The organism is Bacillus sp. FJAT-28004 (assembly GCF_001280845.1).
GTDB lineage: Bacteria > Bacillota > Bacilli > Paenibacillales > Paenibacillaceae > Pristimantibacillus.
Genome location: NZ_LGHP01000001.1, coordinates 947484 through 964105 on the forward strand (window position 1 = coordinate 947484; position 16622 = coordinate 964105).

Genomic DNA, 16622 nt, shown 5'->3' on the forward strand with positions numbered 1-16622 from the left:
AATGAAACCCTCCTACTTGGATGTCTTCCGGCCGAATAACCGTCTTGGCAGCTGAATAAGTGCTGGCAAAAGCTGCGCTGGATTTAAGGGAGAGAGCGGATAAAAATAGGGGACTCCATACGTTTCGAGTTTAGTTAAATGCATGAGCAATAGACTGAAACTAAAAGCGAGTCCGGCCAAACCGAATAAAGCAGAAGTGAACATGATGGGTATGCTAATAAGCCGAAGCGCAATCCGCATTTCATTAGAAGGTATACTAAAGGAAGCGACGGCATTAAGAGAAATGACCACGATCATCGTCGTGGAGACTAAGTTCGCACTAACAACCTCCCTACCGATGACTAGACCGCCTACAATGGACAAGGTTGCGGCAATCGGCTTAGGAAGCCGAATGGCAGCTTCCCGAAGCAGCTCCAGCACGATTATCATAAACAGTGCTTCAGCGAGCGGAGTGAATGGAATATTTTCCACCGATGCTTTCAAAGAAAAAACCAAATCGATCGGAAGAATATCAAAGTGATTCGATACGATAACAATATATAAGGACGGCAGCATCAATGTAATCCACACGCTAAAAAACCGAAGAATACGTAGGAATGTCCCATTCCACCATCTCAGAATAAGATCATCCGAGACCTGAAAAAACATAAAGTACGTTACAGGGAGAATAATAGCGGATGCATTTCCATCTACCAGCACGGCGATTCTTCCTTCCATCAAATGGGACACTGTGGTGTCGGTTCTTTCGGAGTAAAGCATTTGCGGGAATAACGACCATACACTGCTCTCCAATAAATCGGTAATCTGTCCTGCAGATTTAACAAAATCAATGGACATGGAAGCTATTTTGGTTGCAATCTCGTCTACTACTTTCGGATCGGCAAGATCGTTAATAAACATCATTGAAATTTTATGGGGGCTTTTAGCACCTATTATGAAATTCCGTTCAACAAGGTTGGTCGTTTTTAATCGTCTACGTATCAACTGTTTATTAAAATCCACATCATCAACAAATCCCTCGTGAGAGCCGCGGATCGTTTGTTCATTTTGAGGTGCGGAGGCGCTTTCCTCGTTTCTACTGCTGACATCCGCGAGCAGAATATCCGTGCTTTGATCAAGAAGGATGGCGCATTTGCCTTTAAGCATCCCTGCAGCTGCCGCCTTCAACTCGTATACGCGCTCGATATCCAAGATGGGAAGCACATCTTCAAGACGTTTTTCAGTCGCTTTAAGGAGAGGCTTTAGCACATTGGATTGCAAGATATCCCGATCGGTGTACGCAATATGATAAAGCAAACAGCCTTTGATTCCATGCAAAAAGAATTCCCGGGTATGTATATCTGCAGGAGCATTGAAAGACTGGGTAAGGTTGCGAATATTGGTCTCCAAATCAACGGAGATTAGCAAAGAATCAAGTTGTGTCCCCATCTCAATCCCTCCTGAATGTTCTCTAATTAGGTTGAGTATGCACATCTTTTGCTACAATCATCCAAATCAAACAGACGATCGGGAAGATTACCGATCGCCTTTTGTATATCTATTTCCCACTTAACGGAGAGCAGCGAAAAAAACTTAGCGTAATAAGCTAAGAACTTCATTAAAGGAATTTGAAAGTATCGAACATTTTAAACAAGAACACTTCTACATACATCGATTATTACATTCACAAGCTAATTAAAGCAAAACTAAAAGGCAGGGGTTCGGTGCAGTACCGAACTCATGCCTAACGATCGCCAAATAAAATAAGCTGACTACCATTATTGGGTCATTTTAAAGGAGTAATATCTGTATAAATAACAGTTGAATTGGCCACCAAGTCGAACATCAGCCGGACGGAAGAAAACAGTAATTCCTTAAATGAATTGCAACTCTCGTTAATGACTATAAATACATAAAATAGCTTCTTATCGAATCGGTGCTGCTTAGGTTAAGTAAATAGCAACATTCTCCGGTGTACGTCCCTCAGGCTCATGCTTAGGCTGCTCTGACAGCACCGTTCCATCCTCTAAATGCAGCCAGGTATCGAAGCTTCTTTCTCCTTCTTTCAAGGAAATGACCCTCGCTCCTGTTAAAAAGGGCCGATCCAGGTATGCGTTACGGGTCGTCCGTCCATAGCAAAGACGGATGCCATGCCAATCGCCCCAGAAATCGTGACCGTGGTCATGGCCAGCAAAGGTACCCATGACATCGCCCATCTCGATCATAGCTGCGAAGAAGCCGGAATTCACCCAAGGCGCGCAGCAGAAAGGAGCATTACGCTCTCCGTAGCAGACACCGAAGTCCCATACATCGTTGTATTCTGGAAGCGGTATGTGAAAAAAGGCGAGGGAGGGCAGCGGCGTTCCGCCATTGCTTCCGGTAAGTCGATAGGACTCACGAGTGTACCAATCAATCTGATCACGGCGAATCCAATCATAATAGCCCATTCTGCTATATTCCAGCGGAGAGTAGCTGCCTGAATCCAGAAAATAAAGGGCTGCGGCCGTTTCGCGCTCTTTACCTTCTACGGTAAGGACATAATTACCGGAGCCATGAATGCCAGGTGGGTCAGGCTTAGCATAATTATGTGGGTAGGTCAGCTGCAGCGCATGAAGCTGCTCCCGCGTGACTGTTCCTTCCGTATCGTGGTTGCCAAACACAGCAGCCCAAGGGATGTTCAAGCTTTCAGGCACTGAGCAAGCGCGTCGAAATGCGAGTACCGGGTTAGGGTGACCAGCTGAAGCGATGACATCTCCTGTGTAGACGACCAGATCAGGCTGCTCGTCTTTCAGGATACATAGCATCATAGCTACCATCCTTTGTTCTTCCGCTTCGTTTGAAGAAAATTCGGGATCTGTGAACTGCACAATTTTGAAGCTCCCATCTTCTCGAAACCGCAACGACTTAGCCATTGTGGGACTCCTCAGCGGCAGCTGTTTTGTTATCGACGATAGTGATGCTCTTGGAGGCCCATGTGTCATCAAGCAATCCCTCTGGTAAGCGAGCATCCCATTGCTGAGTCAAGGTTAATCCTAGCGCAAGTGCAGCAATTGCAGCTGTATCTGTAATAGATACAGGTCCTTTTAGAAGTCCACTATTAATCCCAGGTCCGATACAGCCCCAGAATACGTCACGATCCATTGGATGGGCGCTGCCATGGCTGTATTTGTTATCTCCGCCTCCGCCATGGTCAGTGAGAAGTACAACTAAGCTGTCTTCCATAAGACCTAACTTCTCTAATCGTTTTAACACACTGCCGATTAGTTCGTCACAAGTAGTTATCGCAGCTAAATACTCCGGACAATCATCTCCGTAGCCATAACGGTGTCCAGAGCCATCCGGTTCATCCAGTTGTAGAAATAACAGACGAACGTCCTGATTCTCTTCAATGTATACGAGAAGAGAAGAGACAAGCTCCGCATCCGGCAAAGAAACTTTATGTACGCCGAGATTATCTTCAATAATACCGGAGTTAATCGGACTCCAACTGCTAAAGGAAGCAAGCTTAGCCTCTGGCTGTTGTTCTCTTACTAGTCGAAAGAGAGAAGGAAAGGGAGAATCACTCGGATAGGATAGTGTTGCCGCCTTCTCATTATTTAATTTATGCTTGTCAGGCTGTACCCCATGAAGCACAGATCCCCAACATTCTGCACTGATCGTCGGCATTTCTGCCTTTGCATCGAAGGTGTAGGATCCACGTGGAAGCCAAACATCTAGATTCGGTGTTTCTGCTTGCTGTACGAAATTACCCGCACCATCCATTCCAAGAATAAATACCCGCTGTACAGCCTTAGCTTGCATCATCATATTTCACTCCCTCATATTAAATCTCTCGTGAAGGACGTGTCTTCCATTAACAGGGAACGGCACGACCAGTTCACGCTTTTAGCATACGAGTACCCGCTATAACCGTCAATATCCTAATTCAAGCTCTGTGACAACTAGTCATTAGCGTGATAAAGATATGTCATTATTATAGTAGTTCACTAGATTAACGGCCCACTATAATGAGAGACAGAGAACAACAACATGAAAGGGTGAGCCTTATGACGGCGTTTGCATCAAACGATACATCCACAACTATGAGTAGCCGAATGCGAACTTTCAAAAAAAAGATAAAGAAATACAGGGCTTTACTCATTATGATGGTCCCTGGGCTAGCGTACTTAATTTTAAACAATTATATTCCTATGTACGGAGTTATCTTAGCTTTTAAGGAACTGAACTATGTAGATGGCATTTGGGGTAGTCCTTGGGCTGGAATGTACAACTTTAAGTTTTTGTTCAGTTCTCCCGATGCTTTTCTGATAACGAGAAATACGATTATGTATAACGTATTTTTCATCGTTGTGAATACCACTTTTGCGCTTCTTGTCGCACTGTTGGTCAACGAGATCAAAGATAAAGTCATCACCCGTTTTTACCAGAGCACGTTTTTGCTGCCACATATCATTTCAATGGTAGTTGTCGCTTATCTGGTATACAGTTTTCTAAATACAGATAGCGGACTTATCAATAGACAGTTAGACAAATGGTTTAGCGCCGAGTCGATCTCTTGGTACAATGAGCCGGATTACTGGCCATATATTTTGGTTATTGTGAATGCGTGGAAAAATGTAGGGTATTTGGCAATTATTTATTTTGCGGCCATTATCGGTATTGATAAGGAATTTTACGAAGCGGCAACCATCGATGGTGCTAACAAGTGGAAACAGATGACTCGAATTACTTTGCCACTCATCTCGCCAATGATTATCATCATGACGCTGCTAGCGATCAGTTCGATTATGCGTTCGGACTTCGGTCTATTCTATCAAGTGCCGATGAACTCAGGTCCGTTAATGCCTACTACTAATACGATCGATACATTTGTCTACCGAGCAATGATTGAGCGTGGGGACATTGGAATGTCGACTGCCGCTGGTATTTATCAATCTGTTGTCTGCTTCTTCTTGATCTTAGGGGCAAACTTCGCAGTTCGACGAATCAGCAAGGATGACGCGTTATTCTAATCGATAAAAATTCATAATGAGAGGAGGCATCAAGCAGATGCCAGTTACATCACGTTTACGATCTCCACTTATTCATCTGTTCTTTGTGCTCTTCAGCATAGCGTCACTATTCCCGTTCATTCTAGTATTCATGGTCTCCATTTCAGATGAGAGTTCTATTGCCCAGAACGGATACAACTTATTTCCAAGCAAAATTAATTTCGCCTCTTATCAGTTCTTATTTAATGACTTTGGTCAGATTGCGAGATCTTATGGAGTAACCATTCTCGTAACTCTTATTGGAACAACGGTCAGCTTGTTTATAACGGCGCTCTTCGCTTATCCGTTATCACGCAAAGACTTGCCGCTGCGCCGCTCGATGTCATTTCTTCTATTTTTCACCATGTTGTTTAGTGGAGGTATGGTGCCCTGGTATATCACCTATGTGACAATGATTGGGCTCAAAAACACACTGTTTGGCATGATTATACCCAATCTGTTACTGAGTGCCTTTAACGTTTTGTTGATGCGTAGTTTTTTTGCCAACACGATACCAGAATCTATCGTTGAGTCAGGCACTATCGACGGGGCGAGCGAGCTGACTATCTTCATGAAGCTAGTGGTGCCGCTTTCAGCTCCAATTATGGCAACAGTCGCCCTCTTCAATTTGTTAGCTTATTGGAATGACTGGTACAACTGTATGCTGTTTATCGATAAACCAGATTTGATGAATATCCAGTACCTGATGACCAAAACGCTAAATAATGTACAGTTTCTAATTATGAAGGCTGATACATCCAGTCAGGTAGGCGAACTTCTTTCCAAAATGCCAACCGAAGGTGTTCGAATGGCACTCGCCATTATCGGCGTCGCGCCGCTCCTGGTCGCTTATCCATTCTTTCAAAAATTCTACATCAGCGGTATCACCAGCGGTGCGGTTAAAGGTTAAGAATACGCATCTAGGTTTCCGATAAAAACAAAGAGAAGAAGGGATTGGTTACGTTGAAGAAAAAGCTACAAATCGGATTAACCCTGATCATCATTGTTATGCTAGTTCTGTCCGGATGCGCACAGAACAAAACAGGAGGTTCCAATACTCCAAAAGAGGATACTAATAATACACCATCCAATGAGACTGGTGATGCTGCAAGTCTAAAGCCTTACAAAATTACATTGATTTATCCTGGTGCTGTGCCTAAGGATCTAAAGCTTGTTCAGGATGAAATGAGTAAATACTTAACAGAAAAAATCAACGCAACTATCGAATTGAAACCGATTGATTGGGGCTCTTGGACAGACAAGACTAACCTGATGAAAATTTCCGGCGAATCCTTTGATCTCATCTTTACTGCCGGATGGTTTGGTTATGGATTAGACGTATCCAAAGGACAATTTGTAGAACTGACAGATCTTATTGCAAAACACGGTAAAGATATCCCTACCATTTTGGGCGATGATTTTATGAAAGGCGCACAAATTAGCAACAAGACTTATGGCGTCCCTACCAAAAAGGAATTCGCACAAGGTTTTGGTTTCCTTCTAAACAAAGAATTGGTTGATAAATATAAATTCAATACTGAAGGAGTTAAAACTCTGGAGGAAATGGAAGAAATGTTTAAAGTGATTAAAGAAAAAGAACAAGGTATAGTACCCGTTGTAAGTAATAAATTTGCAAACACTTGGGGAGCAGCTAATTACGATAACGGTATTATTTCACGTGACAGCAAAGAGTTGAAAGCTATTGATAACCTAGAAGATCCTAAATTTATTGATTTTCTTAAGCGTATGAGACAATGGAATCTTAATGGTTGGTTCGATAAGGATGTTATGACTTCAGATTCAAGCGGTCAAGCAGAGAACATGATGAAAGCAGGCAAAGCCTTTGCAATCGGTTCATCATTGAAGCCTGGTAAAGATAAAGAAATGTCTGTAACAATGGGATTGCCGCTCGTACAAGTTGAGACAGCTCTACCTTATACAACAACAGGTGAAGCAAATGGAGCATTGCTATCGATTTCCCGTACTTCCAAAGATCCTGAGAGAGCAATGATGTTCCTTAATATGCTGTATACGGATGCTAAGCTTCTTAATATGCTGGATTGGGGAATTGAAGGTACGCACTATGTTAAAACAGCAGACAACGTCATTGATTATCCAGAAGGCGTAACAGCTGAGACACAAGGCTACCCGAGCCCAGGCGGTTGGATGTTCGGAAATCAGTTCATCTCATACCTGTGGGCAAACGAAGACTCTGACAAGTGGGAACAATTCGAGAAGTTCAACGAAAGTTCCGAACGCTCTATCGCTCTTGGCTTTACCTTCGATGAGGCACCAGTTAAGGCTGAGAAGGCTGCAGTCGGTAACGTAGATAAAGAGTTCCAGATGGTTCTGAACTCAGGTGCTATCGATGATGTGGAAGGAACGCTTGCCAAGTATAAAGCTAAGCGTAATGCTGCGGGATACCGGAAAATTTTGGAAGAACAGCAGCGCCAGCTAGACGAATGGGCCAAAGCGAATACTAAATAAGTTATATGCAGGAGTTGGAGAGTAAATCTCCAACTCCTCCTTCTGTTCCAACCTGATGAGATATGCCATAATAAAATGCAGAAGGTATACCGACATGAAGGAATAGGGGAAGAACTGCGATGAATCCTAAAGGCTCTTTGCGTTTCAAGTTAACTGTCGGCTTTATCACCATTACGTTGCCTCTAGTCTGTCTGCTGCTTTACAGTAATTACACGGCCTCCAATTCCGTACGAGAACAAGCGGCGGAGTCCAACAAAAGTATGATTACACTATATTCTAACCAGATCCAGACTGCTCTTGGCATAGAAACTAATTTTCTATACGATTTAGCAACCTCTGATGTGGATATTCTGTCATTGAACAAGTTGGTCTACAACTCTAATGAATATACATTGACCAAGATGCGAATCCTGAACAGCTTAAGCCGATATAATCGGTTTGACAGCACTGTAGATATTCAGTTCGCCTATTCTAACGCATACCTTGATCTGATTCATACCAATATCAAAACAGCCTCTTACGATGAAAATTTGGCCATCAAGCAAGGCCTTCAGGACTTGCTTGACACAGTAAAGCCTGACAGCCCATTATTTTCAGGGTGGAGGGTAGTTAGCACTGGTAACATACATGGCTTAGTACGCATTGTGGATTCGGGCGCGGGTGTATACTTGGGAGCATGGGTTCGCCTTGAAAAGCTGATGATTCCTCTGGATCTGATTCAGCTTGGAAGAGAAGGCTTTGCTGCTCTCGCGGATAGTGAGGGGAAACTGATCACCGGAAGCTTCGATGTTGGCGGTTTCGCCGATCCGCCTCTTATTGACTTCTACGAGAAATACCAGAGGATTATGGGAGAGAAAGATACCTACATTGTCGTCAGTAATCCAATTATCTCAACAGATGTTACGCTGGCTGCGTTCATTCCGGAAGAGCGAATGCTTCATAATCTTGCTCGTTTTCGTATGATTATTGCTTGGATTCCGGTATTTGCCGTCGTGCTGCTCTCTCTCTATTTGATTTATCTTAACGGTATTATTCTCAGGCCGATGAATGAATTATTAAAGGGCATGCGCACTCTCAAAAGAGGGGACTGGGCATATAGGCTGAACAATTCTCCTTCTAGGGAGTTTTATATGGTCAATGAAACCTTCAATGACATGGCGCATCAAATTCAAAAACTGAAAATTAACGTTTATGAAGAACATATTCGAGCCCATAAGGCGGAGCTTAAGCATTTACAGCTGCAAATTAATCCGCATTTCCTACTCAACAGTATTAATGTGGTCTATAACCTTGCTCAGCTCAAAAATTATTCTGTAATTCAAGCGATGTGCCTTAATCTAGTGAAATACTTTCGCTTTACGACCAAAACGAGCCAGCAGTTTGTTACTCTCTCCGAAGAGATGGAACATATGGACAGTTATTTGCGTATTCAGCAGCTCCGCTTTCCCGAGAGGATAACCTATCGGTTTGTGATGGATGAGGACTCAAAGAAGGTTCAGATTCCTCCCCTGATCGTGCAGCCCTTTATCGAGAATGCAATCAAATACGGTTTCGACTTCATGGATGATCCTTTTCATATTGAGATTCATGCCATAATAGATACCGATCAAAAACGTTGCCGCATTCGGATTGTTGACAACGGCTGTGGATTCTCGCAAGAGCTGCTGGACTCCTTACGGAGTGGTCGCTATTTCCATCAAACAAATGACCAGCATTTGGGCATCTGGAATAGCTATCATCGCTTGCAGCTTCTTTACGGCAACATCTTTCGCTTGGAATTCGATAATTGCGCTGACTCCGGCGCTCTAATAGAGCTGGAGATTCCTGTCGAGGCTCCAGTAGATTAGGGTATAGCGTTGACTCGGATTATTATAGCCAGGTTTTTGATTCCAATAGATTTATCATTATAGCAGGAGGCGAAGAGCTTGCAGGTTCTGATTGTTGATGATGAGATGTACTCCGTCATGGGGATAAAGGATGCAATCAACTGGGATGCACTAGGTGTATCTGCGGTATTCGATGCCTATAACATGAGGGAGGCTGTTAAGATCTTTCAGGAGCAAGAAATTCAAATCATGATTAGTGATATCGAAATGCCGAAAAACACAGGAATTGAATTGCTAGAGTGGGTAAACGAGAATTCCCCGAATACGGAGACGATCTTCTTGACGGCTCACGACGATTTTAGGTTTATGCAGCGGGCCGTCCAGCTCAGCAGCTTTGACTATATGATGAAGCCTGTGGAATATGAAGTCTTGGAAGAAGCGATCCGGAAAGCTATTCTTAGTGTGAATAAGAAGAGTGCAGAACTGGTACAGAGCGAACAATACAAGCCATATTATGAGTTGTGGAACAAAAAAAAGACGCTGCTTAGCGAACGTTTCTGGTACGATCTGCTGTCAGAACGTATTGTGGCTAGAGAGAATGACAACTGCAGCCTGCCAGCTGAATACGGCATAACATTAAAGCCGGATGATCGACTGCTTCCAGTCATAGTCAGCGTAGAAAATTGGAAGCGGGAACTCAGCACGCGGGATGAGGAAGTGATGGAGTACGCCATTCGTCAATCATCCTCCGAACTGTTGATTGCCGACTCACGAGGAGAGGTCGTTCAGACCAAGAACGGTGTCACGCTAGCTATCCTCTACTTCTCACCGGAAGAGGAGTTCACGCTTCGTGATAGTATTGGTGATAGATGCAACATGTATATTGATGCTTGCAGTCAATACTTAAACTGTACGGTATCCTGCTACATCGGTGAGCCTGTGAGACTGCATGAGCTAACGGTGATGTATAAGACGCTGTTGTCCATGGAGTACAATAATCTCAGTGAGTCCAATCAGCTTAACTGGCTTTGCAAGCAGAGTCCAGATCCTGTTCCAGATCCCTGCTTGCCTGACTTTACGGCTTGGGCGCTGCTGCTCGAAAACGGCAAAGAAAAAGAACTGGTTCAGCAGCTGAGGAATAGTCTTCAGGAGCTGGCTTCGGATCGACGATTTGGAGCAAACGCGCTGCAAGCCTATTATCAGGGATTTCTGCAGATGATTCACTACCTGCTGCAGAAGAAAGGTCTCTCTGCCCATCAACTGCTTCAAGACACTAGCGTCCCTCAAATTAAAGCACCTCCGCGTACGCTCGAGCAGATGGAAGAGTGGGGTATAAATCTGATTCAAAAGGTATATTGTTATCTCTTTCAGGAAGAGTCAGTCATTCCGCGTCTTAAAGCATTTATTGCTGATCATCTCAGTGAGAATATCACCCGGGAAATGCTCGCAGAATACGTTCATCTCAATCCTGCTTATCTCTCCCGTTTGTTTAAAAAGGAGGTAGGGATGAGTATTACGGATTATTTGCTTAACGAGAGGATGCGGATTGCCAAAGCGTTGATTGCCAACTCGACAATGCCGATTTCAGAGATCGCTCAATCGATAGGATATAGTAACTTTTCCTACTTCTCTAAAATGTTCAAGCGTGTCTATCAAGCGAACCCCCAGCAGTTTAGGAAGCTGTCAGGCAGCTCGAATAGCTAAATTTTTCGTTGTTTTTCATCACCGCCCGATTAATTGGGCGGTTTTTTTTTGCCGCAGCTTATAGAAAGCAATGAAGTCACCAGTCTGTTAGTAGATAGTCATTATTCTGGTAGAGTGAAATGGGCTGTGTTCATACAATTCAAGTACAGCATTCTTTTCAGTGAAGAAGATTTAAATCTCTTATAGTATGTACGATTAAATGGATAGAAAGTGAGTGATTGTACGTCATGGCGACTAGCACATGAAAGGAGATTAGCCGGATGAGCAAAAAAATGAAATTTCGTGAGGATGGTACCTTTGTCATTGTCCAATTCTCCGATGTGGAGTTTATAGACGCAGGAGATTATGACCCGGATACACCGGAATTTAATCGCATGACGAGGGCGACAATGGAAAGCGTTATCAAACAAGAGAAGCCGGATCTAATCGTATTTGCCGGTGATGTTACAGCTAGCGCCAGAGGAAATGATCCGATTCAATCTTTACGCGATGCTGTCGCGGTAGCGGAGGAGAGCGGCATACCATGGGCAGCTGTATTCGGCAATCATGATTCAGAAGGAGCCGTTTCTCGTGAGCAAATGCATGAAGAACAGCTAGCCCACAGCTACTGTGTCGCTGAAGCAGATCCACCGAAAGTAAGCGGGTCTGGTAATTATATCATTACTCTTCTTGACCAAAATGATGAAACGGCCGCTGCTTTGTATTTCCTCGACAGCGGTGATTATTCTTCTAACCCTTCGGTTGGCGGCTATGACTGGATTCGAAGAGATCAAATTGAATGGTATGTCTCCGAATCGCAGAAATTGTCGTCCTTTAACAACGATTCGCCCTTACCAGCATTGGCGTTCTTTCATATTCCGCTGCCGGAGTATCAAGAGGTATGGAATAATCAGACTTGTCTGGGACACTGCTTTGATGGAGTAAGCGCACCGATTATAAATTCCGGTTTCTTCTCGGCGATGGTGGAGATGGGAGATGTTATGGGGACGTTTGTTGGTCATGATCATGCGAATGACTTTAGCGGAACGCTGCATGGTATCCGCCTTTGTTACGGCCGATCTACACGATATGTGAGTTATGTTGATAATGTCCGCAAGGATCATTTTCAAACGGGGGCAAGAGTTATCCGATTAAAGGCAGGCGAGTGGGATTTCGATACATGGATTCGCCAAAATGACGGAACGGTTGCGGTTTTGCCTGAGCATCATCCGAACCAGTCCGACTAATTATAAAAGCTTGTGCGAGGAGGCTTGTCGATGAATTGGCAAATATTCGATGTGAATGAGTGGGTTTATCCGGATACTGAATTATCAGATGCAGGGGCGAGAAGCGTTAATCTAGAGACGGCGCGAGGCACCTATGTTGGCTGCCAAATATTGTTGGAGGGACTCCCTTCTAATGCGAAAATAACATGGGAATATGTCTCGGCCGAGTCTGAATTTGTGAAGAATACGTCCATGTATCAACTAATTGATGTTCAGGTGAATGAGAATACAGGGCCTGATTATTCCACCGTACCTGTAGGCACTCCAGCCGATTATGTAACACGACTTGCGCCGTTCCGTGTATACGATGCTCTAAAGCCGGTCGGCGAGGAATTCCAAGTGCGTGATGAGAAAGAGGCCCTATATGTTTGCTGGAAAGTGGACGAATCCGCAAATCCACATCAGCATGTCGGGGAGCTCCGTTTTCATATTGATGGCAATAGTTATGTCATTCCTGTTGAAATCGAGGTCTTTAAAGCTAAAGTTGCAAAAGAGGAAACGCTGTCGATTACGAATTGGTTCTCATTTGGCAATATTGCAAAGTGGCATAACCTCGAAAAATGGTCGGAGCCCTTCTGGAACATGGTTTACCAATACGGAGAAGCGATGCGCCGGACTCGTCAAACTCATTTCTTAGTCGGCATGGAATTGGTTGATATCAAGGAAACGGGAAGCGGCAGCTATGAATTTGACTTCTCACGTGCCGAGACGTTAATCAAAATGTTTCTAGGTCTGGGCTTCACCCGTATAGAAGGCGGGCATATAGCTAGTCGAAGAGGCTGGGACGATTCGTTTTTCGTTTTAAGCTATGATACCAACATAAAAGCAACAAGCTCGGAAGGCTATACATTTATATCGCAATACCTATCTTCCTGGAACAAGTTCCTTGCCACTAACGGCTGGTTGAGCTTAACCGTACAGCATATTGCCGATGAACCGCTTGAAGAGTCGGCTCAAGATTATCGGGTTTTGGCAGGCATAGTTAGAAAGTTCATGCCGGGAGTTCCACTTATTGACGCAATCATTCATACGGAACTGGAAGGAGCATTAGATATTTGGGTGCCGACGAATAGGGACTATGATCGTAACAAATCGGCTTACGAAAGAATCCAGGCTGGCGGCGATACGTTATGGTTTTATACATGCTGGAATCCAGGCGGTCATTATATGAATCGCTTTCTAGATATTCCTCTTCTCAAAACAAGATTTCTGCACTGGGGCAATTACTTATACAAAATGGATGGTTATCTCCACTGGGGATTGAATTATTACCTGGAAGGCCAAGATCCATTTGAATTGACGAATCCCATGCTTGCTCCAGGCGTTCACAGCAAAAGGGTGCCTGCCGGCGATACCCATATCGTCTATCCGGGTACGGATGGACCTTGGCTAAGCATGAGGCTGGAGTCGATGAGGATGGGAATTGAGGATTATGAATTGCTTCAACAGATAGCTCAAGCTGACCGTAAAATAGCGGATGAGCTAGTAATCTCCTGCATGACAAGCTTTACAGAAGCAAATACCGATGCAGCAGCATTTCAGCAAGTACATCGACGATTGCTCGAAGCCGCATCCATCTGATTGACACCCTACTAACACCATAACTTCCTGCTAAGCACTTGATATTTTTATTTATCAGTTTCTTAGTGGGGAGTCCCCACATCATTTTCATCAACCTACGCATGAGAATGGAGCGATAGACGTGTCCTTGCTGCGTAAGCTTTCGATTCGTTCACAGTTATCCATAATCGCGTTATCCATCACCTTTGTCTTACTTTTCATCTTTTGCACCAGTCAGTTTTCAAACGAAATGAATGCGCTTTTAAAGTTTAACGATAAGCAGATGAGAGTGGCATTGTCCGGCAGTGACTCAAAGACAATCGGGATTCAGTTTGAGAGTATGGGATATGACCAAGCCGGTGTAAGCAAGAGCGAGATAGATTGGAACGGCAATACGTATGTCGCTAGCAAAGAGTATTTACCAGAGCTCAAAGGCTCGATTGTAGATATGATCCCTAAAGACGCACTGATGCGCGACATGAACGCGATTCGCTTTTCTTTTATTTGGATATTTGTGTTTGGAGCTGTTTTCGTAGCAGTAATGTTCTCTATTATTACAAGCAATATTTTGCTTAAGAAGAACGATTCCTTAGCTAAAGAGCTTCTGGATACAAATGCGGTGCTTTCCTTCATGCAGCTAGAGAAGAAGAAAGCTGAGCTTGCATACCTGCGCTGCCAAATTAATCCTCATTTTCTCTATAATACGCTGGAAATGATCAAAGGAATGGCTGCAGTAAAAGGGGTTCTTGAAATTAGAGAGGCTGCCGCTTTGCTTGGAAGTATATTTCATTACAGCGTTAAGGGGGGAGGAAATGTTCCCCTGAACACGGAGCTAACTATCGTCGAGTCCTATTTACAAATTCAAAAGCTGCGTTTTGGTACCCGCTTTAGTGTGAAATTTGATATCGATGGTCTTGCCCGCAACTGCCATGTGCCGAAGATGATTTTGCAGCCAATTGTCGAAAATGCGGTTTATCACGGACTAGAGTTAAATGAAAAGCATGGTTTATTAAGCATAAGTGCTTATCTGGATGTGTACAGAGACTTGATTATCGTCATTGAGGACGATGGGGTAGGGATGAATCAAGCTCAACTGGAGCGGGTTCAATCTACATTGTCGAACTCGGAGCCGAGTGGATTGCTGATAGGCGAGGGAGATAACAGCATCGGTTTTGCCAATGTGAATGTAAGGATCAAGCTGATCTGTGGTTCAGATTATGGACTTGATATTGCTAGCAAGGAAGGTGAAGGAACTCGGGTAACGGTGAAGCTGTCGACGAAGGGGGAATTTTCGAATGTGTTATAAGGTTCTGCTAGTTGATGATGAAGCATGGGTAGCTGAAAGTCTTAAGGCGAGTGTTAATTGGCATGCTCATGGGTTTGAGGTTGTAGGAATGGCTCATAACGGGACAGAGGCGCTGACAATGTTTGAAGCTATACTTCCCGATATCGTATTCACCGATATCCGTATGCCAGGTATGAATGGTCTGGAGCTAATCAAAAAAGGACGCGAGCTTCCGCATAAAGCGCAATTTATTGTCGTTAGCGGCTATGCAGAATTTGCCTATGCGCAGAAGGCGCTCTCTTATGGTGCGCTTGCGTATTGCCTTAAACCGTTCGATGAACAGGATATTATATCGATCCTAAGCAAATTCAAGAAAAACAATGTAGCACAACATGAGACAGCTGAAAATCCACTTCAATTATTTTTGGAAGAACCAAACGAAACGAATCGCGATAGGCTTACACACAAGCTTGAACAATATGGCCTAATCGATGGTTTTAAAGATGGAGTTGGCCTAATCGTCTGTTCTACTATCGGTAATGAGTCAGTACAGGCTTCAGAGAAGTATTTGCAGGTTAAGATCGGAAGATCAAAGTTTCTGTATCTCGTGGCATGGGCTCAATTGGATGAGACAATTAATGAAATAAGCAAAGGGATGCCTGATCGGATCCGTGGAATTGGCGTAAGTGAAAAAATAACAGAAATGGAGAAACTAAAGGAATCGGTTGAAATCGCGAATTCATTAGCTGATCATTACTTTATTGCTGAAAAAGCAGCGATATTTCGCAAAAAACCTCCGATACGCAAACCTTTTAACGAAATGCTGAAGAGAATTGATGATGCTATTCGAATAGGTGATATAGCTGCGGGGAATGTTGCTTTTGACCAAGTACTCGTCCTGTTCAGAGAAGGAAGTCTGACTATGAGCCATGCACTCCAGCTTTATAATATCGTACTTTCATTCATGTACCAGTTTGGAATAGAGCTGTCCGATAAGATGTTATATAGCAATGAACTGCTGCTTGCTTCTTTTGGCTCCCTATCTGAAATGATTCATTGTTTACGTCAATATGTAAGCAGATATATTCTTGAAGCAACCGAAAACGTCTCACAAGAAATTAGCAATGAAACCTTTAGAGCTATTCTGAACTATGTGAATCAAAATTACATTCAAGATATATCGATACAGAGCTTATCGATCAAGTTTTACACAAACCCTAGTTATATCAGTCAATTATTCAAGAAGGAAGTAGGTGAGACGTTTACAGCATATATCGCCAAATTACGCATTACCTATGCCTGCAAGCTGCTTGGCAATACTAATTTAATGGTGGGTGAAATTGCAGAAAAGGCGGGATATCAGGATTATTTCTACTTCACAAAAATTTTCAAAAAAGTTGTTGGTACCACGCCATCAAGGTTCCGTGCGGAGATGAAGCTCGCGTAGTACATTTATTCGGTTTTCCGCAGCTGAAGAAAATTACAA

The 16622-nt window shown here is 43.6% G+C and carries 12 protein-coding genes and 1 pseudogene; 10 read left to right on the forward strand and 3 right to left on the reverse strand.

Annotation, left to right across the window (positions count from 1 at the left end; all coding sequences use genetic code 11):
- Nucleotides 1-12: 12 nt before the first annotated feature.
- Entirely contained in the window at nucleotides 13-1428 is a 1416-nt protein-coding gene (locus AC787_RS03930; RefSeq protein ID WP_054023598.1) for a spore germination protein, read from the reverse strand.
- Between the two features lie 172 nt (nucleotides 1429-1600).
- Between AC787_RS03930 and AC787_RS35280 the strand changes: the two are divergent.
- A pseudogene (locus tag AC787_RS35280) lies at nucleotides 1601-1727 on the forward strand (IS3 family transposase); the annotation flags it as partial.
- A gap of 195 nt (nucleotides 1728-1922) precedes the next feature.
- Here the strand turns inward: AC787_RS35280 and AC787_RS03935 are convergent.
- Together AC787_RS03935 and AC787_RS03940 are read right to left on the reverse strand one after the other, a co-directional pair.
- Complete coding sequence (locus AC787_RS03935) at nucleotides 1923-2891, reverse strand: metallophosphoesterase family protein (protein WP_054023599.1); 969 nt, start codon at nucleotides 2889-2891, stop codon at nucleotides 1923-1925.
- A complete protein-coding gene (locus AC787_RS03940) occupies nucleotides 2884-3786 on the reverse strand; it encodes an alkaline phosphatase family protein (protein ID WP_063847484.1) in 903 nt (300 codons plus the stop codon). Before AC787_RS03940 ends, AC787_RS03935 begins: the two co-directional genes overlap by 8 nt.
- Before the next feature lie 287 nt (nucleotides 3787-4073).
- Between AC787_RS03940 and AC787_RS03945 the strand changes: the two genes are divergently transcribed.
- From AC787_RS03945 to AC787_RS03985, 9 genes are all read left to right on the forward strand, one after another.
- Nucleotides 4074-4991 (forward strand): ABC transporter permease, encoded by a 918-nt coding sequence (locus AC787_RS03945; protein WP_082360930.1) that lies wholly within the window; start codon nucleotides 4074-4076, stop codon nucleotides 4989-4991.
- A 37-nt stretch (nucleotides 4992-5028) separates the two neighbouring features.
- Nucleotides 5029-5919, forward strand: coding sequence for a carbohydrate ABC transporter permease (locus tag AC787_RS03950; RefSeq protein ID WP_054023600.1), 891 nt, complete (start codon nucleotides 5029-5031; stop codon nucleotides 5917-5919).
- Between the two features lie 53 nt (nucleotides 5920-5972).
- Nucleotides 5973-7496 (forward strand): ABC transporter substrate-binding protein, encoded by a 1524-nt coding sequence (locus AC787_RS03955; protein ID WP_054026885.1) that lies wholly within the window; start codon nucleotides 5973-5975, stop codon nucleotides 7494-7496.
- A 119-nt stretch (nucleotides 7497-7615) separates the two neighbouring features.
- Entirely contained in the window at nucleotides 7616-9343 is a 1728-nt protein-coding gene (locus AC787_RS03960; protein WP_054023601.1) for a histidine kinase, read from the forward strand.
- Nucleotides 9344-9421: 78 nt separating this feature from the next.
- Entirely contained in the window at nucleotides 9422-11026 is a 1605-nt protein-coding gene (locus tag AC787_RS03965; RefSeq protein WP_235560893.1) for a response regulator transcription factor, read from the forward strand.
- 260 nt (nucleotides 11027-11286) lie between these two features.
- Nucleotides 11287-12252, forward strand: coding sequence for a metallophosphoesterase family protein (locus AC787_RS03970; RefSeq protein ID WP_054023602.1), 966 nt, complete (start codon nucleotides 11287-11289; stop codon nucleotides 12250-12252).
- A gap of 30 nt (nucleotides 12253-12282) precedes the next feature.
- Nucleotides 12283-13872, forward strand: a complete 1590-nt coding sequence (locus tag AC787_RS03975) for a DUF4091 domain-containing protein (RefSeq protein ID WP_054023603.1) — start codon at nucleotides 12283-12285, stop codon at nucleotides 13870-13872.
- 121 nt (nucleotides 13873-13993) lie between these two features.
- The gene (locus AC787_RS03980) at nucleotides 13994-15157 is read left to right on the forward strand and encodes a sensor histidine kinase (RefSeq protein ID WP_054023604.1); all 1164 of its coding nucleotides are present in this window, start codon (nucleotides 13994-13996) and stop codon (nucleotides 15155-15157) included.
- Nucleotides 15147-16583: a response regulator gene (locus tag AC787_RS03985; RefSeq protein ID WP_054023605.1), complete on the forward strand. Its 1437-nt coding sequence runs from the start codon at nucleotides 15147-15149 to the stop codon at nucleotides 16581-16583. The genes AC787_RS03980 and AC787_RS03985 overlap by 11 nt, the downstream gene beginning before the upstream one ends.
- Nucleotides 16584-16622: the final 39 nt, after the last annotated feature.

Coding starts and splice junctions, on each gene's coding strand:
- AC787_RS03960 (WP_054023601.1), top strand. CDS start 7,616: ATGAATCCTAAAGGCTCTTTGCGTTTCAAGTTAACTGTCGGCTTTATC.
- AC787_RS03945 (WP_082360930.1), top strand. CDS start 4,074: ATGCGAACTTTCAAAAAAAAGATAAAGAAATACAGGGCTTTACTCATT.
- AC787_RS03950 (WP_054023600.1), top strand. CDS start 5,029: ATGCCAGTTACATCACGTTTACGATCTCCACTTATTCATCTGTTCTTT.
- AC787_RS03935 (WP_054023599.1), bottom strand. CDS start 2,891: ATGGCTAAGTCGTTGCGGTTTCGAGAAGATGGGAGCTTCAAAATTGTG.
- AC787_RS03975 (WP_054023603.1), top strand. CDS start 12,283: ATGAATTGGCAAATATTCGATGTGAATGAGTGGGTTTATCCGGATACT.
- AC787_RS03985 (WP_054023605.1), top strand. CDS start 15,147: ATGTGTTATAAGGTTCTGCTAGTTGATGATGAAGCATGGGTAGCTGAA.
- AC787_RS03940 (WP_063847484.1), bottom strand. CDS start 3,786: ATGATGATGCAAGCTAAGGCTGTACAGCGGGTATTTATTCTTGGAATG.
- AC787_RS03970 (WP_054023602.1), top strand. CDS start 11,287: ATGAGCAAAAAAATGAAATTTCGTGAGGATGGTACCTTTGTCATTGTC.
- AC787_RS03930 (WP_054023598.1), bottom strand. CDS start 1,428: ATGGGGACACAACTTGATTCTTTGCTAATCTCCGTTGATTTGGAGACC.